The 21,861-nt window shown below is 74.2% G+C and carries 23 protein-coding genes and 2 pseudogenes; 8 read left to right on the top strand and 17 right to left on the bottom strand.

Annotated elements, in window-relative coordinates:
* The first annotated feature begins 53 nt into the window (after window positions 1–53).
* The 3 genes from GEV43_RS18140 to GEV43_RS18135 are packed head-to-tail and all read left to right on the top strand — an operon-like array spanning window position 54 to window position 1,935.
* Window positions 54–761 carry an EamA family transporter gene (locus GEV43_RS18140; RefSeq protein WP_241682949.1) on the top strand — a complete coding sequence of 236 codons (708 nt, stop codon included), beginning with the start codon at window positions 54–56 and terminating at the stop codon, window positions 759–761.
* The gene (locus GEV43_RS50465) at window positions 659–1,009 is read left to right on the top strand and encodes an EamA family transporter (RefSeq protein ID WP_309240018.1); all 351 of its coding nucleotides are present in this window, start codon (window positions 659–661) and stop codon (window positions 1,007–1,009) included. The genes GEV43_RS18140 and GEV43_RS50465 overlap by 103 nt, the downstream gene beginning before the upstream one ends.
* Window positions 1,010–1,014: 5 nt before the next feature.
* Window positions 1,015–1,935 carry a dihydrodipicolinate synthase family protein gene (locus tag GEV43_RS18135; protein ID WP_160821718.1) on the top strand — a complete coding sequence of 307 codons (921 nt, stop codon included), beginning with the start codon at window positions 1,015–1,017 and terminating at the stop codon, window positions 1,933–1,935.
* Between the two features lie 48 nt (window positions 1,936–1,983).
* On the opposite strand, the gene hemL is transcribed toward GEV43_RS18135, so the two are convergent.
* The gene (hemL, locus tag GEV43_RS18130; RefSeq protein ID WP_160821717.1) at window positions 1,984–3,276 is read right to left on the bottom strand and encodes a glutamate-1-semialdehyde 2,1-aminomutase; all 1,293 of its coding nucleotides are present in this window, start codon (window positions 3,274–3,276) and stop codon (window positions 1,984–1,986) included.
* A 170-nt stretch (window positions 3,277–3,446) separates the two neighbouring features.
* Between hemL and GEV43_RS18125 the strand changes: the two genes are divergently transcribed.
* The gene (locus GEV43_RS18125; RefSeq protein ID WP_160821716.1) at window positions 3,447–5,120 is read left to right on the top strand and encodes a serine/threonine-protein kinase; all 1,674 of its coding nucleotides are present in this window, start codon (window positions 3,447–3,449) and stop codon (window positions 5,118–5,120) included.
* A gap of 96 nt (window positions 5,121–5,216) precedes the next feature.
* Here the strand turns inward: GEV43_RS18125 and GEV43_RS18120 are convergent, their stop codons facing one another.
* The 9 genes from GEV43_RS18120 to GEV43_RS18085 form a co-directional block, all read right to left on the bottom strand.
* Window positions 5,217–5,861 (bottom strand): bifunctional DNA primase/polymerase, encoded by a 645-nt coding sequence (locus GEV43_RS18120; protein WP_160821715.1) that lies wholly within the window; start codon window positions 5,859–5,861, stop codon window positions 5,217–5,219.
* A gap of 187 nt (window positions 5,862–6,048) precedes the next feature.
* Window positions 6,049–7,035, bottom strand: coding sequence for a porphobilinogen synthase (gene hemB, locus GEV43_RS18115; RefSeq protein WP_160821714.1), 987 nt, complete (start codon window positions 7,033–7,035; stop codon window positions 6,049–6,051).
* Between the two features lie 67 nt (window positions 7,036–7,102).
* Entirely contained in the window at window positions 7,103–8,647 is a 1,545-nt protein-coding gene (locus GEV43_RS18110) for a uroporphyrinogen-III synthase (protein ID WP_160824601.1), read from the bottom strand.
* Window positions 8,648–8,727: 80 nt separating this feature from the next.
* Entirely contained in the window at window positions 8,728–9,591 is an 864-nt protein-coding gene (hemC, locus tag GEV43_RS18105; RefSeq protein WP_241683632.1) for a hydroxymethylbilane synthase, read from the bottom strand.
* Between the two features lie 109 nt (window positions 9,592–9,700).
* Window positions 9,701–11,086 (bottom strand): glutamyl-tRNA reductase, encoded by a 1,386-nt coding sequence (locus tag GEV43_RS18100; protein ID WP_160821713.1) that lies wholly within the window; start codon window positions 11,084–11,086, stop codon window positions 9,701–9,703.
* Between the two features lie 136 nt (window positions 11,087–11,222).
* Window positions 11,223–11,963: a redox-sensing transcriptional repressor Rex gene (locus GEV43_RS18095; protein WP_160821712.1), complete on the bottom strand. Its 741-nt coding sequence runs from the start codon at window positions 11,961–11,963 to the stop codon at window positions 11,223–11,225.
* A 296-nt stretch (window positions 11,964–12,259) separates the two neighbouring features.
* Window positions 12,260–12,496, bottom strand: coding sequence for a glutaredoxin family protein (locus GEV43_RS18090; protein ID WP_160824599.1), 237 nt, complete (start codon window positions 12,494–12,496; stop codon window positions 12,260–12,262).
* Between the two features lie 68 nt (window positions 12,497–12,564).
* Entirely contained in the window at window positions 12,565–12,879 is a 315-nt protein-coding gene (locus GEV43_RS50460; RefSeq protein WP_309239695.1) for a hypothetical protein, read from the bottom strand.
* The gene (locus tag GEV43_RS18085; protein WP_241682948.1) at window positions 12,876–13,952 is read right to left on the bottom strand and encodes a hypothetical protein; all 1,077 of its coding nucleotides are present in this window, start codon (window positions 13,950–13,952) and stop codon (window positions 12,876–12,878) included. The genes GEV43_RS50460 and GEV43_RS18085 overlap by 4 nt, the downstream gene beginning before the upstream one ends.
* Window positions 13,953–14,112: 160 nt before the next feature.
* Here GEV43_RS18085 and GEV43_RS18080 point away from each other — a divergent pair, with 160 nt between their 5' ends.
* The 4 genes and pseudogenes from GEV43_RS18080 to GEV43_RS18070 all read left to right on the top strand — a co-directional run.
* The gene (locus GEV43_RS18080; protein WP_241682947.1) at window positions 14,113–14,550 is read left to right on the top strand and encodes a sigma-70 family RNA polymerase sigma factor; all 438 of its coding nucleotides are present in this window, start codon (window positions 14,113–14,115) and stop codon (window positions 14,548–14,550) included.
* Window positions 14,547–14,759, top strand: coding sequence for a sigma factor-like helix-turn-helix DNA-binding protein (locus GEV43_RS50455; protein ID WP_309239694.1), 213 nt, complete (start codon window positions 14,547–14,549; stop codon window positions 14,757–14,759). The genes GEV43_RS18080 and GEV43_RS50455 overlap by 4 nt, the downstream gene beginning before the upstream one ends.
* 182 nt (window positions 14,760–14,941) lie before the next feature.
* Entirely contained in the window at window positions 14,942–15,169 is a 228-nt protein-coding gene (locus tag GEV43_RS18075; protein ID WP_160821711.1) for a hypothetical protein, read from the top strand.
* Window positions 15,170–15,183: 14 nt separating this feature from the next.
* Window positions 15,184–15,800 (top strand): annotated as a pseudogene (locus GEV43_RS18070) (HAD family hydrolase); the annotation flags it as partial.
* Window positions 15,801–16,114: 314 nt separating this feature from the next.
* On the opposite strand, the gene GEV43_RS18065 reads toward GEV43_RS18070, so the two are convergent.
* The 7 genes and pseudogenes from GEV43_RS18065 to GEV43_RS18035 form a co-directional block, all read right to left on the bottom strand.
* Window positions 16,115–17,062 (bottom strand): lysophospholipid acyltransferase family protein, encoded by a 948-nt coding sequence (locus GEV43_RS18065; RefSeq protein ID WP_160821710.1) that lies wholly within the window; start codon window positions 17,060–17,062, stop codon window positions 16,115–16,117.
* Window positions 17,059–18,087, bottom strand: coding sequence for an NAD-dependent epimerase/dehydratase family protein (locus GEV43_RS18060; RefSeq protein ID WP_160821709.1), 1,029 nt, complete (start codon window positions 18,085–18,087; stop codon window positions 17,059–17,061). Before GEV43_RS18060 ends, GEV43_RS18065 begins: the two co-directional genes overlap by 4 nt.
* Before the next feature lie 47 nt (window positions 18,088–18,134).
* On the bottom strand, window positions 18,135–18,233 hold the full coding sequence (locus GEV43_RS18055) for a 30S ribosomal protein bS22 (protein WP_018654693.1): 99 nt from the start codon (window positions 18,231–18,233) through the stop codon (window positions 18,135–18,137).
* An 838-nt stretch (window positions 18,234–19,071) separates the two neighbouring features.
* Window positions 19,072–19,275, bottom strand: a complete 204-nt coding sequence (locus GEV43_RS18050; RefSeq protein ID WP_026403281.1) for a helix-turn-helix domain-containing protein — start codon at window positions 19,273–19,275, stop codon at window positions 19,072–19,074.
* Window positions 19,276–19,624: 349 nt separating this feature from the next.
* Window positions 19,625–19,855 (bottom strand): annotated as a pseudogene (locus GEV43_RS53245) (phosphatase); the annotation flags it as partial.
* Window positions 19,856–19,926: 71 nt separating this feature from the next.
* Window positions 19,927–20,607 (bottom strand): phosphatase, encoded by a 681-nt coding sequence (locus tag GEV43_RS18040; RefSeq protein ID WP_309239693.1) that lies wholly within the window; start codon window positions 20,605–20,607, stop codon window positions 19,927–19,929.
* Window positions 20,604–21,722: an acetoin utilization protein AcuC gene (locus tag GEV43_RS18035; RefSeq protein ID WP_241683629.1), complete on the bottom strand. Its 1,119-nt coding sequence runs from the start codon at window positions 21,720–21,722 to the stop codon at window positions 20,604–20,606. Before GEV43_RS18035 ends, GEV43_RS18040 begins: the two co-directional genes overlap by 4 nt.
* Window positions 21,723–21,861 lie beyond the last annotated feature (139 nt).

Below are 21,861 nucleotides of genomic sequence, written 5' to 3'. Positions count from 1 at the left end.
CCGTCAAGGAGATCTAGCTTGTCCTAAAACAAAGCCGTGGCGACCATCGGCTCATGAGACCGCGCCACGTCCTGCTGGCCACCCTGATCGCGGCGATCTGGGGGTTCAACTTCGTCCCGATCAGGGTCGGGCTGGACGACTTCCCGCCGCTGCTGTTCGCCGCGCTGCGCTTCACCGCCGCGGCGCTGCCCGCGGTGCTGGTGGTCCGGCGGCCTCCGGTGCCCGCCCGCTGGCTGCTGCTGATCGGCGTCCCGCTCGGCGTCGGCCAGTTCGGGCTGATGTTCATCTCGATGCGCCTCGGGATGCCCGCCGGGCTGGCCTCGGTGGTGCTCCAGATCTCGGCGATCTTCACGGCGCTGTTCGCCGGGGCGCTGCTGCGCGAACGGCTCACCCCGCGCCAGCTCGCGGGCATGGCCGTCGCGTTCGCCGGCGTCGCCCTGCTCGGCGTCGCCCAGTCCGGCGGGCGCGCGGGCCCGGCCGTCGCGTTCCTGCTGTGCGTCGGCGCCGCCGCGAGCTGGGGCCTCGCCAACGTCGGGATGCGCCGGATGAACCAGGACGCCGACGGGCCCGTGGACGCGTTCGGGTTCATGGTCTGGATGTCGCTCGTCCCGCCGGTCCCGCTGTTCGCGCTGTCGCTGCTGTTCGAGGGCCGGACGAGATCGCCGGGGCGTTCCGGCACGCCACGTTCGGCGGGTACGCCTCGCTGGCCTACATCGCGTACCTGTCCACGCTCGTCGGCTTCGGCCTGTGGGGCTGGCTGATGCGCCGGTACGAGGCGAGCACGGTGGCGATGTACTCGCTGCTCGTCCCGCCGTTCGGGCTGGCCTCCGCGGCGGCGTTCCTCGGCGAGGGCGTCGGCCCGGTCCGGCTCGCGGGCGCCGCCCTGATCGTCTCCGGCGTCGCGATCGGCTCCCTCCGCCGCCGCGCCGCGCGGCCCGGCTCCGCGCCGCCGCCCGCCCCGCCCTCCGTTCCGCCGCCCGCGCAGGCGGCGCCCGCACAGACAAGGTGAGAACGATGCACGGAATCCACGCGTCCCTGGTCACCCCGTTCACCCCCTCCGGCGAGGTGGACGCCAAGTCCCTCGAACGGCTCGCGCTGCACTGCCTGGACGCGGGCGCGGCCGGGCTGGTCGCGCTCGGCACCACCGGCGAGGCGGCGCTGCTCGACGCGGCCGAGCAGCGGACCGTCCTGGAGGTGTGCCGGTCGGTCAGCATCGACCGCGGCGCGCACCTCACCGTCGGCGCCGGGACGATGGGCACCGCCGACACGATCCGGCAGGCCCGCGAACGCGCGCCGCTCGCCGACGCGCTGCTCGTCGTCGTCCCGTACTACCTGCGGCCGTCAGACGAGGGCGTGCTCGCGCACTTCGCCGCGGTCGGGGACGCCGTGGACGTGCCGATCGTGCCGTACAACGTCCCGTACCGGACGGGGAAGCACCTCGCGCCCGGCACCCTGGCGCGGCTGCTCGCCCTCGACTGCGTCACCGCGATCAAGCACTGCGCGGGGGCGATCGACGGCGAGACCCTCGCGCTGCTGGCGGCGGCCGGAGGGCGTGCGGGCGGCGGACGCCCCGGCGACGGCCGTGCGGGCGGGGCGGTGCTCAGCGGGGACGACGCGTTCGTCTACCCGATGCTCCAGCTCGGCGCGGCGGGCGGCATCGCCGCGTCCGCCTGCCTCGCGCCGTCCGCCTACGCCGCGATGGAACGGGCCGCGCAGGCGGGGAACGGCCCGCGCGGGCTCGCCCTGCACAACGCGCTGCTGCCGCTCGCCGAAGCGCTGTTCGCCGAGCCGTCGCCCGCCGTCCTGAAGGCGTGCCTGGCCGAACGGGGCGTCATCGACGACCCGTCCGTACGGGCCCCCTTGCAGGCCCCGCGCCCCGAGTCGGTCACCGCGGCCCTGACCGCGCTGGCCCGCGTCGAGGCCCTCTTCGACTGACCGGCCCGGCCGGGACACCGATCCGGCCGAACGGCCCGGCGGCGGTCGTCAGACGGCGCGGGCGGCGGCGCGGGCCGCGTGCGGGAGGGCGTCCAGGACGCGTTCCAGCGCCGCCTCGTCGTGCGCGGCCGACAGGAACCACACCTCGTACGCCGACGGCGGCAGGTAGACGCCCCGTTCGAGCGCGGCGTGGAAGAACGCGGCGTACGCCTTGGTGTCCTGGCGCTGCGCGGAGTCGAAGTCGCCGACCGGCTCGCCGGTGAAGAAGACCGAGAACAGGCTCCCGGCGTTCTGCACGCGGTGCGGCACGCCCTCGGCGGTGAGGGCCTCGGACGCGGCCTTGGACACCAGCGCGGCGGCGCGGTCGATCGCGGTGTAGACCGCCTGCGTCGCGCCGCGCAGGGTGGCGAGCCCGGCGGCGGTGGCGAGCGGGTTCCCCGACAGGGTGCCCGCCTGGTAGACGGGCCCGGCGGGGGCCAGGTGGCCCATCACGTCGGCGCGGCCCCCGAACGCGGCGGCGGGCAGCCCGCCGCCCATCACCTTCCCGAACGTCACCAGGTCGCCCGCGACGCCCTCGACGCCGTACCAGCCGGACGCCGACGCCCGGAACCCCGTCAGCACCTCGTCGATCACGAGCAGCGCGCCGTTGCGCTCGCACAGCGCCTTCAGCAGCGCGTTGAACCCGTCCAGCGGCGGGACGACGCCCATGTTGCACGGCACCGCCTCGGTGATCACGCACGCGATCTCGTGGCCGTGCTCGCCGAACGCCAGCTCCACCGCGGGCACGTCGTTGTAGGGCAGCACGATCGTGTCGGCCGTCGTCGCGCCGGTCACCCCGGGCGTGTCCGGCAGCCCGAACGTCGCGACGCCCGACCCGGCCGCGGCGAGCAGCGAGTCGACGTGCCCGTGGTAGCAGCCCGCGAACTTCACCACCTTGGACCGCCCGGTGAACCCGCGCGCCAGCCGGATCGCCGACATCGTCGCCTCGGTGCCCGAGTTGACCAGGCGCACCTGGTCCACCGGCGTCCGGGCGACGATCTCCTCGGCGAGCTCCACCTCGCCGGGCGTCGGCGCGCCGTAGGAGGTGCCGCGCCCGGCCGCGTCCTGGACGGCCGCGACCACGTCGGGGTGCGCGTGCCCGAGGATCATCGGCCCCCACGAGCACACGAGGTCGACGTACTCGTTGCCGTCGGCGTCGGTCAGGTACGGCCCGCGTCCGCCGGCCATGAACCGGGGCGTCCCGCCCACGGCGCCAAAGGCCCGCACCGGCGAGTTGACCCCGCCGGGGACCACCCGGTTCGCACGGTCGAACAGCTGCTGGGAGCGATCGGTTCCAGTCACGGGACCAGTCTCTCAGCGCCGCCGGCCCGCGCGCGCCCGGGGGAGTTGCGTTGCAGTTCGGCGTCTGCCCTTGACCTCGCACGGTACGGGCCGATATTCCACCAAGTACGACATCGGCGTCCGGAAGAGGCGCCCCCGTTTTCAGCACCGGCGTCGGCCGGATCGGAGGGATGGCTCGCACCGTGGTCAACGGCTGGACGGTACCGGGCTTCACCCACGAGCGGGAGCTGGGCGGCGGAGGCTCGGGCCGGGTGGTGCTCGCGGTCGACGACATGACCCGCACCAAGGTCTCGATCAAGTACCTCGACTCGCGGCTGGACGCCGACGAGGCGTTCCTGTCCCGGTTCCGCTCGGTCTCGCGGCGGCTCTCGCAGCTCGAGGACCCGAACGTCGTGGACTTCTACGACTTCGTCGAGACCCCGCAGGGCACCGCGATCGTGATGGAGCACGTCGAGGGCGTCAACCTGCGCCGGATGCTCGCCGCGCAGGGCCCGACCGGGCCGCTCGCGGCGCTGTCGGTGCTCGGCGGCGTCCTGCTCGGGCTCGCCGCGGCGCACGAGCGCGACGTCGTGCACACGGCCGTACGGCCCGCCAACGTCATGATCGACAACGACGGCAACGCGCGGCTCACCGACTTCGGCCTCGCCCCCGCGGGCACCGAGGCGCAGGCCGGCCCGCCGTACGCGGCGCCCGAGCTGTGGGACGGGGCGATCGCGAGCCTCGCCACCGACCTGTACGCCGCCACGGCGATCTTCTTCGAGTGCCTGACCGGGCGGCCCCCGTTCACCGGGCGCAACCTCGCCAAGGCGCACCGGGAGACGCCGATCCCCGTCGAGGAGGTCCCCGGCCCGCTGCGCGACCTCGTCGCGTCCGGCCTGGCCAAGGAGCCCGAGAAGCGTCCCGCGTCGGCGGCCGACTTCCTCGGCGCGCTGGAGGAGGCCGCGGTCGCCGCGTACGGCGGCTCGTGGGAGGCCCAGGGCCGCGGACGCCTCGCTGAGCTGGCCGCGCAGACCGCCGCCCAGCCCGAGCCCGCGCCCCCGCGCGGACGGGCCGCCGCGGCCGTCTCCGCGCCGCCGAAGGGCGGCGGGCGCGGGAAGTGGGCCGCCGTCGCGGTCGCCGCTGCGGTCGTCGTCGGCGGCGGGGCCGTCGCGGCGATGACGATGGTCAAGGACGACGAGGCCAAGCCCGAGCCGTCGCCCGCGCAGAGCACCAGCCCCCAGCCCGTCGCGCCCGCCAACCAGGAGGCGGCCCGGCTGGTGGAACGGATCAACCAGGCGACCGCGCGCACGCCGAGCGCGTCGTTCGGGTTCCGCCGCTCGGGCTGCTGCAACGCGGGGACGAACGCGCGCGGCGCGCTCGGCCTCGTCCGCACGGGCCCGGCGTCGTACTCGATGACCGTGACCGGTACCGGCGAGGTCCGCCGCCCCGCCCGCACCGTCCTCGTCGGCGACACCGCGTACCTGCGGGCCGGCAAGAAGTGGCGGCCCGCGCCCGCCTCGGGCCGCGGCTACCCCGCGCTCGCCGCGCAGGTCCGCTCGGGCAGCTCGGTGCAGAACGTCACGTCGCTGCTCGGCGCCAGCACCGTCCTGCGCAAGACCGGCGCGGTCTGGCGGGGCGACGCGCCGCTCGCCGCGCTCTCGCAGGCGGCGGGCGTCGGCCCGCTCTACGCGGAGATCGCGCGGGCCACCGGCGCCCAGCAGGTCGGGTTCGCGCTGCGGCTCGACCGGGCCGACCGCCCCGTACGGCTGTGGCTGAAGGCGCAGGGCCCGGCCAAGCGCGCCCAGATCGTCTCGGCGACCTACTCCGGCTGGGCCCGCAAGGCCCCCATCGCCGCCCCCCGCTGACCCGCCCGCTCAGCTGACCCGCCCGCTCACAGCCGCGGAACGCACCGCGCCCGGGAGCGGGCCGCGCTCGGGCCGGGCGCGCTCTCCGCGTAGGGCTCAGAGGGCGTCACAGCTGTCGGAGAGGACTCCGAGCAGCCGCAGCGGGTCGGGCAGCGCCCCGCCCGTCGGCGGGAGGATCCAGGCGACCTCACGGCCGTACGGCAGGACGGACGGGGGCGCGAGCACGTAGCTGTCGCGGCAGTGCCAGCGCATCCCCGGCGTCTCGACGACGGTCTCCGGCGAGCAGTCCAGGTGGCACGACCACCACTCGTCCTCGTCCACGGGAGCGCCCCGGGTCGCGACGAAGAACAGGTGGCGCTCGTCGGCGACGGCGGCGACCGGCCCGACGGAAAGGCCCTCGCGCTCGATCCGTTCGAGTGCGAGGGCCCCGGCGGCGGCCGGCACGTCGAAGACGTCGAAGACGCGGCCGGTCGGCAGGATGATGTTGGCCTGGGGCCGTTCGGCCCACCAGCGTTTCAGGACGCCGGCGTCGGCGCTCGACTGGAGCGCCCAGGTCGCCGACACCGGATGCGCCGCCGGGTCGGGGCAGCCGACCCGGTCGCACGAGCACGCCCGGTCACCGCCGGCGGGCGGATGCGCCCCCGGATTGCAGGGCCAGCCGAGCGCCGCGTAGCCGCGCGCCGCCGCGGCCATCCGGTCGCGCGCCGCCCGTTGCCGCTTGTTCCCCGAGACCGCCAGCATCTACGCCCCCATATCCCAAGGTCGAACGCGGGTTCTTGAGGACGATGATGCCGCCGCCCCCGTTCGGAGGAGACGGCAACCCCCAAGAAACGACCCTAAGTGACTAGACGGGCGTGATCACCGGTAATAGATCACACTCCTGCGGTCACGGTACGTCACCGGACCCGGGAGCGCGCGGACCGCCCGTTCAGCGGGCGAGGCGGCGGGCCACCTCGGTGGCCCAGTAGGTCAGCACGATGTCGGCGCCCGCGCGGCGGATCGACAGCAGCGACTCCATGATGGTGCGCTCGCGGTCGAGCCAGCCCTTCTCCGCCGCCGCCTCGATCATCGAGTACTCGCCGCTGACCTGGTACGCCGCGACCGGCACCTCGACCGCGTCGCGGACCCGCCGCACCACGTCCAGGTAGGCCCCGGCGGGCTTGACCATGACCATGTCGGCGCCCTCGTCCAGGTCGAGGAACACCTCGCGCAGCGACTCGTCGGCGTTGCCCGGGTCCTGCTGGTGCGAGGACCGGTCGCCGAACTGCGGCGCGCACTCCGCGGCGTCCCGGAACGGGCCGTAGTAGGCCGAGGCGTACTTCACCGAGTAGCCCATGATCGCGACGTCGGTGTGGCCGGCGCCGTCGAGGGCGTCGCGGACCACGCCGACCTGGCCGTCCATCATGCCGGACGGGCCGAGGACGGCCGAGCCGGCGGCGGCCTGGGCGACCGCGATCGAGGCGTACCGCTCCAGCGTCGCGTCGTTGTCGATCTCGCCGGAGCCGGTCAGCACGCCGCAGTGCCCGTGGTCGGTGTACTCGTCCAGGCACAGGTCGGTCATGATCACGGTCGAGTCGCCGAGGTCGGCGTTCAGGTCGCGCACCGCGAGCTGGACGATCCCGTCCGGGTCGTCGGCCGCCGAGCCGGTGCCGTCCTTGACCGCCGGGATGCCGAACAGGATCAGGCCGCCGACCCCGGCCTCGACCGCCTCGTGCGCGGCCTTGCGCAGGCTGTCGCGGGTGTGCTGGAACACGCCCGGCATCGAGCCGATCGGGCTCGGCTCGTCGATGCCCTCCTTGACGAACATCGGCAGGACCAGCTCGGCCGGGTCGAGCCGCGTCTCGGCGACCATCCGGCGCATCGCGGGCGTGCGCCGCAGCCGCCGCGGCCGTGCGGCGGGGAACTGAGCAGACATGACCCCTTCTCCCTCCGCGGCCCCCGTCGGGGCCGCGGCGGTGGCATCCGTGCGTTGACGGGCTTGGCTACTTGCGGCGGCGGGCGCCCCGGCGCATCTGGCTGGGCTTGCGCAGCGGGTCCCCCGCCTCGATCTGGGCCGCCCTCCGCCTCGCACCGTACTCGGCGAGGGCCTCGGCGAGCGCCGATACGGACGGTTTGTCGGCCATCACGTCGACCCGCAGCCCGTACTCCTCGGCCGTCTTGGCGGTCTGCGGCCCGATCACCGCGATCACCGTGACGTTGTGCGGCTTGCCCGCGATGCCGATCAGGTTCTTCACCGTCGAGGACGAGGTGAACAGCACCGCGTCGAACCCGCCGCCCTTGATCGCCTCGCGGATCGGCGCGGGCGGCGGCGCGGCCCGGACCGTCCGGTACGCCGTGACGTCCTCGCACTCCCAGCCGAGCCGGGTCAGCCCGGCGATCAGCGTGTCGGTGGCGATGTCGGCGCGCGGCAGCAGCACCCGGTTGATCGGGTCGAGGTCCTCGTCGTACGGCGGCCAGACCTCGACCAGGCCCTCGCCGGACTGCTGCCCGGTCGGGACGAGGTCGGGCTGCACGCCGAACTCCACCAGCGCCCTGGACGTCTGCTCCCCGACGGCCGCGACCTTGAGCCCGGCGAACGCGCGGGCGTCGAGGCCGTAGTCGGAGAACTTCTCCCGGACGGCCCGCACGGCGTTGGTGGAGGTGAACACCACCCACTCGTACCGGCCGGTGACCAGGCCCTTGACGGCCCGTTCCATCTGCTGGGGCGTGCGCGGCGGCTCGACCGAGATGGTCGGCACCTCGTCGGGGACGGCGCCGTAGCCGGTGAGCTGCTCCGACAGCGAGGCGGCCTGCTCCTTGGTGCGCGGCACGAGCACCCGCCACCCGAACAGCGGCTTGGTCTCGAACCACGCCAGCTTGGCGTGCCAGTTCACCACGTCCCCGACGATGATCGTCGCGGGCGCCTCCATGCCCTTGGTGTCGGGCGCGAGGCGCTGGAGGGTGGAGACCACGGTCTCCTGCTCGGTGGTGCTGCCGAGGCTGATCATCGCGGCCGGGGTGGCGTCGGCGCGGCCGGCCGCGACCAGGCCCTTGGCGACCTCGGCGACCGTCCCCTCGGCGCCGTGGATCACGAGGGTGACGTCCGGGGCGGCGAACCGCTCCCAGTCGACGCCGCCCTCGGAGGCGTCCACGACGCGCACCTCGCGGTGCTTGGCGTCGGTCAGCGGGATGCCCGCGTACGCGGGCACCGCGGTGATCGACGAGACTCCGGGGACGACCTCGAACGGCACGCCGGCCTTGGCCAGCGCGGCGGCCTCGCTCGCGAGGTCGCAGCCGAGCGCGGGGTCGCCCTGGAACAGCCGGACGACGGCGCGCCCGGCCTTGGCGGCCTTCGCGGCCTGCCGGGCCGGGTCGCCCTCGGCGGTGTCGACGATCTCGGCGTCCGCGCGGGCGTGCGAAAGGAACTCGGGGTGGACGGCGTCGCGGCGCACGACGACGGTGTCGGCGCGGCCGATCGCGGCGGCGGCGCGCAGCGTCAGCAGCCCGGGGTCACCGGGCCCGAGGCCGACGAACACGACGGTGCCCATGGCGGCGGCGTCGCGCCCGCCGGGGGACGCTCCCCCGGTCTTCCCGGCGGCGGCCGCGGCCGGGCTCTGGCTAGCGGGGCTCAATCTCGCTCCCCCATCAACTGGTCGGCCCCCTGGGCGAGCAGCCGGCGCGCGAGATCGCGTCCGATCTCCTCGGCCCGCTCTGGGTGGCCGCTTGCGGACAGCCGTACCTGGCGGCTCCCGTCGAACGCGGCGACGGTCGCCGTCAGGTGCAGCTTCTGTTCTACTTCGGCAGCGTATGTTCCCACGGGAGCGGAGCAACCCCCCTCAAGCACGGCGAGGACCGTGCGCTCGGCGGTGACGGCGGCCCTGGTCATCGGGTCGTCGACCGTTCCAAGCAGGTCACGCAGCTCCGGCCGGTCGGACCGGCATTCGAGCGCGAGGGCGCCCTGCCCGGGGGCCGGCAGCATCTGGTCGGGCTCGAAGATCTCGGCGACCGCGTCGAGGCGGCCGAGGCGGCGCAGCCCCGCGTGCGCCAGCACCACCGCGTCGAGCTCGCCGTCGGCGACCTTGCGCAGGCGGGTGTCGGCGTTGCCGCGGATCGGCACGACCTCCAGGTCGGGCCGCAGGGCGCGCAGCTGCGCGATGCGGCGCGGCGAACCGGTGCCGACGCGGGCCCCGCGCGGCAGGTCGGCCAGCTTGGACGGCCCGCACAGGACGTCGCGCGGGTCGTCGCGGGGCGGGGTCGCGGCGAGCGCGATCCCGTCGGCGGGGCCGGTCGGCAGGTCCTTCAGCGAGTGCACCGCGAAGTCCACCTCGCCGGCCAGCAGGCTGTCGCGCAGGGCGTTGACGAACACGCCGGTGCCGCCGATCTGGGCGAGCAGCGCCTTGGAGACATCACCTTCGGTCGTTACCCCGACCAGCTCCACGGCATGCCCCGTACGCTGCGACAATGCGTCGGCGACCAGGCCGGACTGGGTCATCGCCAGCAGGCTCCTGCGCGTCCCGAGCCGCAGCGGCCCCCCGCGTCCAGTGTTGCTCACAGCCTCGCTCCGCTCGGTGTGGGCGAGGTGTGCTCCCGCCCGTCGTCGTTCACGTCCGCTCCCCCTCGGCCCACGGCCTGCCGGCCGCGCCGGACGCGGCGCCCGGCACGCCTCCCGGCGGCTCGCCTTCGCGCAGGTCCGCGCGGGCGACGGCCACGGGGGCCTTCGGGTCGAGGTCGAAGAGCTCGCGCAGCGCGTCGGCGTAGGCGTCGCCGCCCGGCGCCGCGGCGAGCTCCTTGACCCGTACGGTCGGCGCGTGCAGGAGCTTGTCCACCACGCGCCGAACGGTCTGGGTGATCTCCTTGCGCGCCCGCTCGTCCAGCTCGGGCAGCCTGCCGGTGAGGCGGGCCAGCTCGGCGTCCACCACGTCGGCGGCCTTGCTGCGCAACGCCACCACTGTAGGGGCCACCGCGGCGGCGCGCGCGGCGCCGAGGAACGCGTCGACCTCGTCGGCCACGATCCGGCGGACGGCCCCGATCGCCTCGGGACCGATCGCCTCGGCCGCCTCCTCGGCGGTGCGCAGCTCGTCCAGCCCGGCGAGGCCGACGCCGGGCAGGTCGCGGACGGCGCGGTCCACGTCGTGCGGCAGCGCGAGGTCGAGCAGGAACCGCGGGCGCCCGTCCGCGCCGGCGCCGTGCGCGGCGAGCCGCGGGGCGGTGACGACCAGCCCGGTCGCCCCGGTGCACGACACGATCAGGTCGGCGCCCGCGAGCGCGCCGTCCAGCTCGGCCAGCCCGATCGCGCGGGCCGGCACGTCGAGGGACGCGGCGAGCCGTTCGGCCTTCTCGAACGTCCGGTTGGCGATCACGACCTCGCGGGCCCCGGCGCGGCTCAGCGTCGCGGCGGCGAGCGAGCTCATCGACCCGGCGCCGACGACGAGGGCGCGCGCGCCGTCCAGCGGGCCGAGGTGCGCGGCGGCGATCTGGAGGCCGACGCTGACCAGGGACGCCCCGGCCTTGTCGATGCCCGTCTCGTGGTGGGCGCGCTTGCCGACCCGCAGCGCCCGCTGGAGGACGTCGTGCAGGTCGCGGCCCAGGGTGCCCTGCTCCTGGCCGAGCCGGAACGCCTGCCGGATCTGGCCGAGGATCTGGCCCTCGCCGACGACCATCGACTCCAGGCCGCACGCCACCGCGAACGCGTGCTGGATGGCGCGTTCCTCGTAGTGCACGTACAGGTGCCGCGACAGGTCGTCCAGCGGCACGCCCGAGTGCAGGGCCAGCAGCTCGGAGATCGTCGAGACGCCGCCGTGGAACTTGTCGACGACCGCGTACACCTCGACCCGGTTGCAGGTCGACACGATCGCGGCCTCGGCGACGTGCGGCGAGTCGTGCACGGCGTGCAGCAGCTTGACCAGGTCGTCCCCGGTCACGGCGGCCTTCTCCAGCAGGGCCACCGGTGCGCTCCGATGGCTGAGCCCCACCACCAAGACGCTCATCGCACCCGTTCCTCCCGCTCGTTCCCAACGCGCCCTGCCCGCCCCGGCTTCCCGGGGCCCTGCGGCTTGCCGCGGCCCTTCGGCCTGTAGTGTCCCGCGGCGGCCTCACGCCCGCCTTGAGGCCCGCGCACGCCGATCACAGATCCACCGCCTCGACGTAGTGGGCGGTGCCCGGCGGGGCCTCGCCGGTCGCCAGCGCGTCGTAGTCGCCCGGCCCGCCGGCCTTGCGCTGCTCGTGGAACGCCAGGATCTGGAGCTCGATGGACAGGTCGACCTTGCGGACGTCCACGCCGTCGGGCACCGACAGCACGACCGGCGCGAAGTTGAGGACGCTCGTCACGCCGGCGGCGACCACCCGGTCGCACACGCCCTGCGCGGCGGCGGCCGGCGTCGCGATCACGGCTATGGACACGCCGCGCTCGGCGATCAGCTCCTCCAGGCGGCCGATGTTCTCGACGGTCATCCCGGCGATCTCCTGGCCGACGATCGACTCGTCGGCGTCGAGCAGGCCCGCCACCCGGAAGCCGCGGGAGGCGAACCCGCCGTATCCGGCCAGCGCACGGCCCAGGTTACCCACGCCGATGATGGCCACGACCCAGTCCTGGGTGAGGCCGAGCTCGCGCGAGATCTGGTAGACGAGGTACTCGACCTCGTAGCCGACGCCGCGCGTGCCGTACGAGCCGAGGTGCGACAGGTCCTTGCGGAGCTTGGCCGAGTTGACCCCGGCGGCGGCGGCGAGCTCCTCGGACGAGACGGTGGCGACCCCGCGTTCCTGGAGGGTGTGCAGGGCCCGCAGGTACACCGGCAGGCGCGCCACGGTGGCTTCCGGAATGCCGCGTTCCGCGCGGTCGCGGGGGCGGGTCTGTCGAGATGTCACGGCCTGCTCTTCGGGGCTCGACGCTAGGGGCGGGGCCCGAGAACCCCTGGCCCCGGCTCGCCGGGTCCGGGCGTCAGCCGCGGCCCGGCCGCCCCAGGGCTCCCCCCAGGTTAAGCCTTTGTGAATACGCGCACAAAGTCGCCCCCCGGTTCGGCGTTGGGAAAGGGTGCCCTAAGAAACCCTGTATCCCCAGGTCAAGGGCCGTACCAGTGGACGGTCGCGAGCGCCTTGCCGGGCGTCCTGGTGTGACTGACGAGACATCGCCCGCCCGGTGTTTCCCCGTAATTGCGGGCGGCTCACTTCGCCTTTCGCAATTCGGCGACGGCGGCGCGCAGCCGCGCCTCGTCCACCCGCCAGAAGTCGTGCTGGACGCCGTTGATCAGCGTGACCGGGATCTGCTCCCAGTACTCGCGGGTGTCGGCCTCGGACCGGGTGATGTCGCGTTCGGTCCAGGCGACGCCGAGGTCGGCGGCGACCCGCTCGATGACCGCGCGGGCGTCGTCGCACAGGTGGCAGCCGGGCTTGCCGAGCATCGTGATCACGATGTTGTCCGCCGGGGACGGGCCGTTCGGGGCGGACGGGTCGTCCGGGGCGGGCACGGTCACCGCCCGGGGTACTCGGGCGCGGTCGCGGACGGCGACGGGGACGCGGGCGGCTTGGGCCCGGACGGTCCGGACGGGCCGGGGGGCACGGGGGGCACCTTCGCCGTGCCGAGCTTCAGCTCGATCACGTTGGTGGCGAGGACGTGCCCGCGCGACTCGGCCTGGAAGCGCCGCAGGTGCGGCTGCCGCCGGTGCGCGGCGAACGCGGCCTCGTCGCGGAAGAGCTGGTAGAAGATCCGCTGCGTGGGGGCGTTGACCACCTCGTGGCAGGCGAAGATCACCGTGTCGGGCTCGGCGGTGCGGGCGCCGTTCACCAGGTCGTCGGCGAGCCGGTCGAACGCCTCCTCCCGGCCGTCCAGCAGCGTGTAGACCGTGATCTGCCCGCAGGCGGACGACAGGTCGGCGCCACCGGCGCCCGCGGGGCCTCCGGCGCCGGGCAGGCCGCCCAGGAGGCCGGGCAGGGCGGCCGCGGCGGCGGGAACGGACGGCTCCGGGACGGCGGCCCGGTCGACCGTGGTCGGCGCGGGCGGCTCGGGGAAGCGCAGCTCCTCGGCCTGCGGCTCGGGGAAGCGCAGCTCGCCCGCTTGGTCGCGGGCGAGACGGGCGGCGCGCCGGGCGGCGGGGCGGGCTCGGGCGGCGGCGGGGCGGCGTAGCCCTGCTCCTCGTAGCCGGCCGCCTGGTCGCCGGCGTAGTCGTCGCCGTACTCGTCGTCGTAGTCGTCCTCGTCGTACACCGGGATCGTGCGCATCGCGCCGTACCAGACGAGCCCGGTGGCGGCGCCGAGCGCGATCACGGCGAGCGGGCCCGGCAGGAACCCGCGGGTGCCGCTCACCACCAGCACCCCGGCGAGGGCGACCAGCGCGATCGGGATCAGCAGCTCGGCGGCCTCGCGGTCCTGCTTGCTCGCGAGCCAGGCGGTCACGCCCGCGCAGCCCATCAGGGCGATGACCGCGACCACGTGCGCGCCGTCGATCAGCAGCAGCGGCAGCGCGTCGTAGGTGTCGCCGGGCTTCGGCAGGCTCTTGGTCAGCGACGCCTTGAGCGGGTCGAGCACCAGGATGACCAGGGCGACCACGGTGTAGGAGACCGCGAACAGCCAGGCGGCGAACCGGACCTGCACGTACCGGGCGATCAGCTCGATCATGCCGAGGGCCAGCCAGACCGGCCCGATCATCGCCGCGCCGATCTCCATGACGCGAAACAGCGGGCCGCTGTAGCCGAGGAAGAAGCCGAGCGTCATCGCGGCCAGCGCCAGCGAGAGCCCGACCAGGGTGAGGGACCAGGCGATCAGGTAGAGCAGCCGGTCCTTGTAGGCGCGCGAGACCAGCAACCCCGTGGCCACTAAGGCACCCAGGGTCGCCAGCAGCGCGAGAACTCCGTCGACCATCGCGCCCCATGGTGCCCGATGCGAGGGGGTGAGGGGTAACCGCTCCCCCGAACCGGGCCGTCCCGGCACTTCGCCCACGGCACACCATTGCCTGCGATACCTGGCGGTATCTAGAGTGGCAGATCCCGCCGGAGGTCGCGCACGCCCCGAGGAGAACTGCATGAGCAGCCTGACCCTCGACGCACGGGTCGTCCCGTTCCCGCGGCGCTCCCGGCGGACCGGTCCAATCGGGCGGGCGGCCGGGCCGGCGGCGGACCAGGCGGAGACCGTGAAGGCCCTGGTCCTGCGCGCGCGGGACGGCGACGCCGACGCGTTCGGACTCCTCTACGACCACTACGTCGAGCTGGTCTACCGGTACGTCTACTACCGGGTCGGGACGCACTCGCTGACCGAGGACATCACCAGCGAGACGTTCCTGCGGGCGCTGCGCCGGATGAGCGACTTCAACTGGCAGGGCAAGGACTTCGGGGCCTGGCTCGTCACGATCGCCCGCAACCTCGTCGCCGACCACTTCAAGTCCAGCCGGTACCGGCTGGAGATCAGCACCGCCGAGACGCTGGAGCCGGGCCGCCCCCAGGAGGGCCCGAACGGGCCGTGATCGACTCGATGACGCACCGCACGCTGCTCACCGCCGTCCGCCGGCTGGGCTCCGAGCAGCAGGAGTGCGTGGTGCTGCGGTTCCTGCACGGCCTCACGGTGGCGGAGACGGCGCTGGTGATGGGCAAGAAGACCGGCGCGATCAAGGCCCTCCAGTACCGGGCCGTCCGCTCCCTCGCCCGGATGCTCCCCGACGACCTGCGCGCCTGACCCCCGGCCGTCCCGCTCGGCGTCCGGCGCCGCTCCGTTCCGGCCCCGAGGTCCGGGCATCGCCCGCTGGAACGTCCAATCGGGGTCGGGCCGTAACCCCGGCCGCGTCCGGCTCGTTCTTGCGGGCAGGGAGCGTGCGCGCGGCCGTGCCACCGGCACCGTCCGCGCGTGCGGGGAGAACGTTGGGGGCCGACGGCATGATGAAGGTGTGCAGGGTCACCGGGAGGATCTCGCGGGAGGAGCGCAACCCGTTCACGGGACTGCGGGCGAGCGAGGCGGCGCCGGACCCGGAGTTCCGCGCGGGCCTGCGTGAACGGCTCGTGTCGGCCGCGGCCGACCGCGGTCTCGCGGCGGCCGCCGCGGGCCGGGCCCCGGCCGGGAGCGACGACGTCCGGGGTCGCGCGGGTTGACTAGGCTCGGGGCCATGCGGCGATTCTGGCAGCGCGGCAAGGAGAACGACCACGTGAGCGCCGGGGAGGCGGCGGCCGCGGCGGCCACCGGGCCGAACCGCCCGCTCCCCGACCCCGACCCGACGGCGGCGGCGTTCTTCGACGTCGACAACACGATGATGCGCGGCGCGTCGATCTACTACTTCGCGCGCGGGCTGGCGTCCCGCAAGCTGTTCACGGCGCGCGACCTGGCGATGTTCGCGTGGGGCCAGGCCGCGTTCCGGCTGCGCGGCACCGAGAACCACGAGCACATCGGCAGCGCCAAGGAGGCCGCGCTCGCGTTCGTCGCCGGGCAGCGCGTCGACAAGATCGTCCGGCTCAGCGAGGAGATCTACGACGAGGTGATGGCCGACCGGATCTGGCACGGCACCCGCACCCTCGCCCTCCAGCACCTGGACGCGGGCCAGCAGGTGTGGCTGGTCACCGCGACGCCGGTGGAGGTGGCGCGCACGATCGCGCACCGGCTCGGGCTGACCGGCGCGCTCGGCACCGTGGCCGAGACCCGCGGCGGCGTCTACACCGGACGGCTCGTCGGCAACCTGCTGCACGGCCCGCCAAGGCCGAGGCGGTACGGGCCCTGGCCCAGCGCGAGGGCCTCGACCTCGCGCGCTGCTCGGCGTACAGCGACTCGGTCAACGACCTGCCGATGCTCACCGTCGTCGGGCACCCGCACGCCGTCAACCCCGACGCCGACCTGCGCGACCACGCCAAGGAGAACGGCTGGCCGATCCACGACTTCCGCACCGGCCGCAAGGTGACGATGGTCGCCCTGCCCGCCGCGGCGGGCGCCGGCGCGCTGGCGGGCGGCGTCGCCGCGGGCATCGCCCTGCGCCGCCACTACTCCCGCTGACCCGCGGGCGTCCCGGCGCTCGGCGGGGCGGCGGCCGTCCAGAAGGGCCGGAAAGGTCAGAAGAAGGCGGGGCCCCGGCGCAGGAGCGTGTCGTAGAGCATCTGCTGGACGTTCTCGCGGACGTGGTCGGTGATGTTGAACACCGTCATCGGGTCGTCGGCCGCGTCCTCGCCGTACTCCTCCAGCGGCATCGGCTCGCCGAACCGGATCATCCACTTGGACGGCAGCGGCAGCAGCCCGGCCGCGCCGAGCAGCGGGAACGTCGGGGTGATCGGGAAGTAGGGCAGGCCGAGCAGCCGGGCCAGCGGCCTCAGGTCGGCGATCTTGGGATAGATCTCCTCGGCCCCGACGATCGCGCACGGGATGATCGGGACGCCGGCGCGCAGCGCCGTCTCCACGAATCCGCCGCGGCCGAAGCGCTGGAGCTTGTAGCGGTCGGCGAACGGCTTGCCGACGCCCTTGAACCCCTCCGGGAACACGCCGACGAGCTCGCCCTTGCCGAGCAGCCGGGCCGCGTCGGCGGGGCACGCGAGCGTGTGCCCGGCCTTGCGCGACAGGTGGCCGAGCAGCGGGAGCTGGTAGACCAGGTCGGCCCCGAGCAGCCGTAGCGCGCGGTCGGCGTGGTCGTGCACGGCCACCGACAGCATGAGCCCGTCGAGCGGCACGGTGCCCGAGTGGTTGGCGACGAGCAACGCGCCGCCCTTCTCCGGAACGTTGTCGAGACCGAGCAACTCGACCCGGAACCACCGCTCGTACAAGGCCCGCGCGACGGGCAGCATCACCGCGGCGTTGAAGTCGGGGTCGTAGCCGAACTCGTCGACCTCGTACTCCCCCGCGATGCGGCGGCGCAGGAACGCCAGCCCCGACGCGATCCCGCGCTCCAGCGCCCCGCGCTCGTCCGGCCCGCGCCGGTGCCCGTCGGAACGGGCGGAGTCGAGCGGGATCACCCGCGCCCCCTCGTCCTCGCGGTCCCCGTCCAGGCGCCGCTCGTGGTGGGCGTTCATCCTGGTGGACCTCCTCGGGAGAACGCGGCGGTCAGCCGGTCGAAGAGCTGGAGCGGCACGCCGGGCCCCGGGGCGCGCGCCGACAGGAAGTCGGCGAGCGCCGCCTCCGAGCCGTGCTTGGGACGCCATGCCAGCTCGTTGACCAGCGCGGTGTTGTCGATGACCCGGCCGTACGTCAGCCAGCGCAGCAGCTCGGGCGAGAACCCGGACATGCCGCCGAACCTGCGCCCGAGGTCGCCGAGCATCGACATCGACGGCGCGGGGACCGGCACGTAGGGCCGTCCCGCCCGGCGCAGCGCCTGCGACAGCAGCAGCACGCCGTCGCCCGCGACGTTGAAGCAGCCGGGGTGGTCCTCGACCGTCATCCGGCGCAGCACCTCGACCCCGTCGTCCTCGTGCAGGAACTGGAGGCGCGGGTCGAAGCCCAGCACCGTCGGGACGACCGGCATGGTCAGGTAGCGGGTCAGCGGGGAGTCGACGCCCGGCCCGAGGAAGTTGGCGAACCGCAGCACCGACACCGTGAGGTCGCCGCGGCGGCGCCGCAGGCCGCGCACGTAGCCCTCGACCTCGACCGCGTCCTTGGCGTAGCCGGAGGTGGGCGCCTCGACGGGCTCGTCGCGTTCGGTGAACACCGCCGGGTCCATCGGCGAGGAGCCGTAGACCGCGGCCGACGAGCGCACCACGAGCTTGCGCATGTCGGGCGAGCGCTGGCACGCCGCGAGGAGCTGCATCGTGCCGATGACGTTGAACTCCTTGACCTTCGCCCGGGAGACCGTCTGGGAGGTCACCAGGTTCAGGTGCACCACCGTGTCGACCTCGGCCGTGGCGATGATCTTGGCGATGCTCGGCGTGCGGATGTCCACGCGCACGAACTCGGTGCGGCCGAGCGGTGTCGAGGGTGGGACCGTGTCCACGCCGATGACCCGCTCGATTCCGGGGTCGGCTTGGAGGGTGTTCGCGACCCGCGCCCCCAGGAAACGGGAGACGCCCGTGACAAGTACGACACGGGCCGCGGCGGCGGGCATGGAGGACACTGTGCGCCCCACCCCTTACGGCTGAGTGGCAGGCGTGTTTACTTCTTGTTGCGACGCTGGATGCGCGTCTTCTTCAGCAGCTTGCGGTGCTTCTTCTTGGCCATCCGCTTGCGGCGCTTCTTGATGACAGAGCCCACGAGACCTCGCTCGACGTGTCGGGAGTTGTGCAGGAGACGGCTGTGGCGCATGCGAGCATGACTCGGCGGGCGTACACGGGCCGCTGCCCAAGGGTACCGCTGTACCGGTGGAGGTCATGCCGCCGGTCACCGGCCGGGCGCCCGCCCACGTCGCGGGCCCCGTTCCCGCCCCTTCGGAGGAACGCGTCGCCGCACCCGTTCCCGAGCCCTCGGGGGAACGCGTCGCCGTCCCCGTTCCCGCGCCCGTCCGGTCGCGCGCCACCGAGCGCACCGCCGAACGCGCCGTCGTGCTCGCCGTCTCAGCCGCCCCGGCGTTCGACTCCATGCGCGCTCCCCGCGCGCAAGCCGTCACGGACCCGGCTCTCATCGACGCGACCGGCACAGCCGCCGCCGTCATGGACGCCGCCGTGGCGGACGTCACCGTCACGGTCGCCTGCGGTATCGCGTTCGGTATCGCATTCGGCGTCGCGTCCGCCGAGGCGTTCGCCGCCGCGTCCGTCGCCGCGCTCGCCGTCATGGGAGTCACCGGCGGGCACCGCCTCGCGGCGGCCCCCGCCCGGTGCCCTGTCCACTGCCGTCCCCGGCGCCGGGGCGCGCGGCGGGCATCGTCGATGCCGCCGACCCCCCGGACACCGGTACCGGCGGCCTCGCGGTCGCCGGCCGGCCTGTCTTCTCGGCTCGTCCCCGCTGGTGCGGGGAGTGTTCCCCAGCTTCCGCCGCGGATCGTCGGATCCGCGCCGGAGCCCCCTGCACGGCCGGGTGTGGAGCTGGCGACGGGGTCATGGTGCATGCCCCGCCACTACCCCCCGGAACGTCCCCGCATTCGCGGGAACGGACGTTATCCGGCTTCGATGTACGCTTCGCGCAGGTAGTCGTGAACGGCCTGCTCGGGAACTCGGAACGAGCGGCCCACGCGGATCGCGGGCAGCTCGCCTGAGTGGACGAGACGGTAGACGGTCATCTTGGACACCCGCATCACCGCCGCCACTTCGGCCACAGTCAGGAACCTGACCTCGCTGAGAGGTCGCTCGCCTGAGCTCATCGGACGCCCTCTTCCACACGTGCCGCGCACCGGCCCTTTGGGTGACTTTGATCACGCACGTGTACTTCCCCCAGCGTAAATCGTGTATCGACAGTCGCAAGAGGGGAGTTCCACCCATTTCCGTATCCGGACCTGACCGACCGGACACATTGTCGTCCCGCACGCAGCGTGGGTCTGACCGCACCGGGCGTGAGGCGGCGAACCGTTGTCAACCGAAACCACGCGGTGACCTGCGACTCAGGCGCCAACGAGGGCTCCGCGCGGGCGCAGACGCCACGCTACGGCCGTTACGTCACACGCAGTGACGTCCGAACGGGCGTTCCGCGGGCATTTCGGAGCCCGCGGCGGGTCAGCCGAGCCCGGCGCGGGCGAGCAGATAAGCCGTCAAAGGGGCGTAATGGTGCGGAGATATGCCGTCGTCCAGCGGAACGACCACGTCGATCTTGCCTTCGGCGGCGCCCGCGAACAGCGCGGGGTCGTTACAGTCCGCGAATCCGACCGTGTCGATGCCCGCCTGACCGGCCGCGCCAGCCCAGCCGTGGTCGGCGATGGCCAGATCCGGCCAATCCTCGCGTTTAGCGCCCGCTATGTCCGTGTCGGCGGTAACGGCGGCCCCCTCCTCACCGATGGCGCCGCCCCCGCGCGCCCCCTTCAGCCCCTCGTCACGCGGCGCGGAAGCGGCGCCGGCTCCGGCCCGGACGCGGGCGCTCCGCCGGTACGGGCCAGCTCGTCGAGCATGGCGTTCATCGGGTGGGGGTCGTGGGTGTGCTGGGTCAGGCCGCTCTCGTCCTCCAGCATCGCGACGCCGCCGGGCGCGTAGACGAGGCGGCGCGTCTCGGTGCCGTGGTACGAGACGTCGATCTCGTACGTCCAGCCGTCGGCGGGCGTCAGCACGCGGCACCCGCGTCCGGCGAGCGCGCGGGCCACCGCCTGGTAGAGGGGCGTCAGCGTGGCGGGGTGGCCGGTGGCGACCACGACCGTCTCGCGGCGGCGCGCGGCCTCGCCGATGCGGTCGCCCATCGCCTCCAGCGCGTCGATGGTGAGGTCGGGGTCGATCGTGTCGTCGCCGTAGACGTGCCGGGGGTCGGGATCGACGCCGCAGCGCTCGACCATCATCTCCAGCACGGTCCGCTCGGTCCACGAGGGCTTGAGCTCCAGGCCGAACTGGTAGTACGGGTGGCCGGCCGCCATCCGCCGGTAGTGCAGCAGGTTGTTCTGGCGCGGGGTGGCGACCTCGCCCGCGATCATCGTCCGGACGAGGTGCGCGCGCAGGTCGGGACGCGACGGCGCGTCGGCGGCCTCCGGACGGCCCGCCGCTCCGAGGCCGGTCACAGGTCGCTCATGGGGTCCAGGCCGTGTTCGGGGAACACCGCCCTCCGGGTCGCCAGCACCGCCTGGTCGACCGGGTTCGCCGGGTCGTAGCCTTCCCCCCACGTGTGCACCTCCACGACGTTCGTGCCATCGGTCATCCGGCGGGGCGCGACCTCCTCGGTGCGCTGCCGCACGAACTCGCGCCACCCGTCGGGCGTCTGCGTCTCGGGCGGGATCGGCGCTCCCGCCGCCTCCGCCAGCAGGTGGGTCCACGCGCGAGGAACGACCTGCACCAGCTCGTAGCCGCCGCCCCCGGTCACCACCCACCGGCCGCCCGCGGTCTCGTGCGCGAGCCGGTGCAGCCAGGAGTAGGCGGTCCGCTGGCCGTCCACGCTGAGGATCAGGTGCGCGAGCGGGTCGAGCGAGTGCGCGTCGGCGCCGTGCTGCGTGACCAGGACCTGCGGGCCGAACGCGCGCAGCAGCGGCGGCACGACGGCGTCGAACGCCCGCAGCCAGGGCGCGTCGCCGGTGCCGGGCGGGAGCGCGACGTTGACCGCGGTGCCCTCCGCGCCGGGCCCGCCGGACTCGTTCGGGAAGCCGGTGCCGGGGAACAGCGTGCGCGGCGTCTCGTGGAGGCTGATCGTCAGCACCCGGGGGTCGTCGTAGAACGCGGCCTGCACGCCGTCGCCGTGGTGGACGTCGATGTCGACGTACGCGACGCGTTCGGCGCCGGAGGCGAGCAGCCGGGCGATCGCGACGGCCGGGTCGTTGTAGACGCAGAACCCGCTCGCGGCGCCGCGCAGCGCGTGGTGGAGGCCGCCCGCGATGTTGGCGGCGTGCTCGGCGCGGCCCGTCCACACCGCCTCGGCCGCGGCGACCGAACCGCCGACGACCAGCGCGGACGCCTCGTGCATGCCGAGGAAGACCGGGTTGTCCGGGGTGCCGAGGCCGTGCCGCGGCTCGGTCAGCCCGGTCGCCCCGGCGTGCCTGACCGCCGCGATGTACTCCTCCTCGTGCACCGTGCGGAGGAGTTCGTCGGACGCCGCGTCGAACGTCCGCGTCGCCACGTTGGGCGGGTCCGGGACCCCGAGCTCGCGGGCGAGCGCCATGGTCAGCTCGACCCGGATCGGGTTCATCGGGTGGCCGGGGCCGAAGTCGTACGAGGTGAGCCGGTCGTCCCAGAAGATGTCGAGGCCGCAGCCGACGGGGGCTTGGGGCCTGGGCCCGGAGTTCTCGGGTGCCGGGGACGAGGCGCTGCTCATGGGCTCACGCTAT

This window comes from Actinomadura sp. J1-007 (assembly GCF_009793335.1).
In the GTDB taxonomy this organism is placed as follows: domain Bacteria; phylum Actinomycetota; class Actinomycetes; order Streptosporangiales; family Streptosporangiaceae; genus Spirillospora; species Spirillospora yumaensis.
This window is presented reverse-complemented; position numbering and strand designations above follow the sequence as displayed.

Coding starts and splice junctions, on each gene's coding strand:
- GEV43_RS18140 (WP_241682949.1), top strand. CDS start 54: ATGAGACCGCGCCACGTCCTGCTGGCCACCCTGATCGCGGCGATCTGG.
- GEV43_RS18135 (WP_160821718.1), top strand. CDS start 1,015: ATGCACGGAATCCACGCGTCCCTGGTCACCCCGTTCACCCCCTCCGGC.
- GEV43_RS18125 (WP_160821716.1), top strand. CDS start 3,447: ATGGCTCGCACCGTGGTCAACGGCTGGACGGTACCGGGCTTCACCCAC.
- GEV43_RS18120 (WP_160821715.1), bottom strand. CDS start 5,861: ATGCTGGCGGTCTCGGGGAACAAGCGGCAACGGGCGGCGCGCGACCGG.
- hemB (WP_160821714.1), bottom strand. CDS start 7,035: ATGTCTGCTCAGTTCCCCGCCGCACGGCCGCGGCGGCTGCGGCGCACG.
- GEV43_RS18110 (WP_160824601.1), bottom strand. CDS start 8,647: ATGGGCACCGTCGTGTTCGTCGGCCTCGGGCCCGGTGACCCCGGGCTG.
- hemC (WP_241683632.1), bottom strand. CDS start 9,591: ATGACCCAGTCCGGCCTGGTCGCCGACGCATTGTCGCAGCGTACGGGG.
- GEV43_RS18100 (WP_160821713.1), bottom strand. CDS start 11,086: ATGAGCGTCTTGGTGGTGGGGCTCAGCCATCGGAGCGCACCGGTGGCC.
- GEV43_RS18090 (WP_160824599.1), bottom strand. CDS start 12,496: ATGCTCGGCAAGCCCGGCTGCCACCTGTGCGACGACGCCCGCGCGGTC.
- GEV43_RS18085 (WP_241682948.1), bottom strand. CDS start 13,952: ATGGTCGACGGAGTTCTCGCGCTGCTGGCGACCCTGGGTGCCTTAGTG.
- GEV43_RS18080 (WP_241682947.1), top strand. CDS start 14,113: ATGAGCAGCCTGACCCTCGACGCACGGGTCGTCCCGTTCCCGCGGCGC.
- GEV43_RS18065 (WP_160821710.1), bottom strand. CDS start 17,062: ATGAACGCCCACCACGAGCGGCGCCTGGACGGGGACCGCGAGGACGAG.
- GEV43_RS18060 (WP_160821709.1), bottom strand. CDS start 18,087: ATGCCCGCCGCCGCGGCCCGTGTCGTACTTGTCACGGGCGTCTCCCGT.
- GEV43_RS18050 (WP_026403281.1), bottom strand. CDS start 19,275: ATGAGCTCAGGCGAGCGACCTCTCAGCGAGGTCAGGTTCCTGACTGTG.
- GEV43_RS18035 (WP_241683629.1), bottom strand. CDS start 21,722: ATGAACCCGATCCGGGTCGAGCTGACCATGGCGCTCGCCCGCGAGCTC.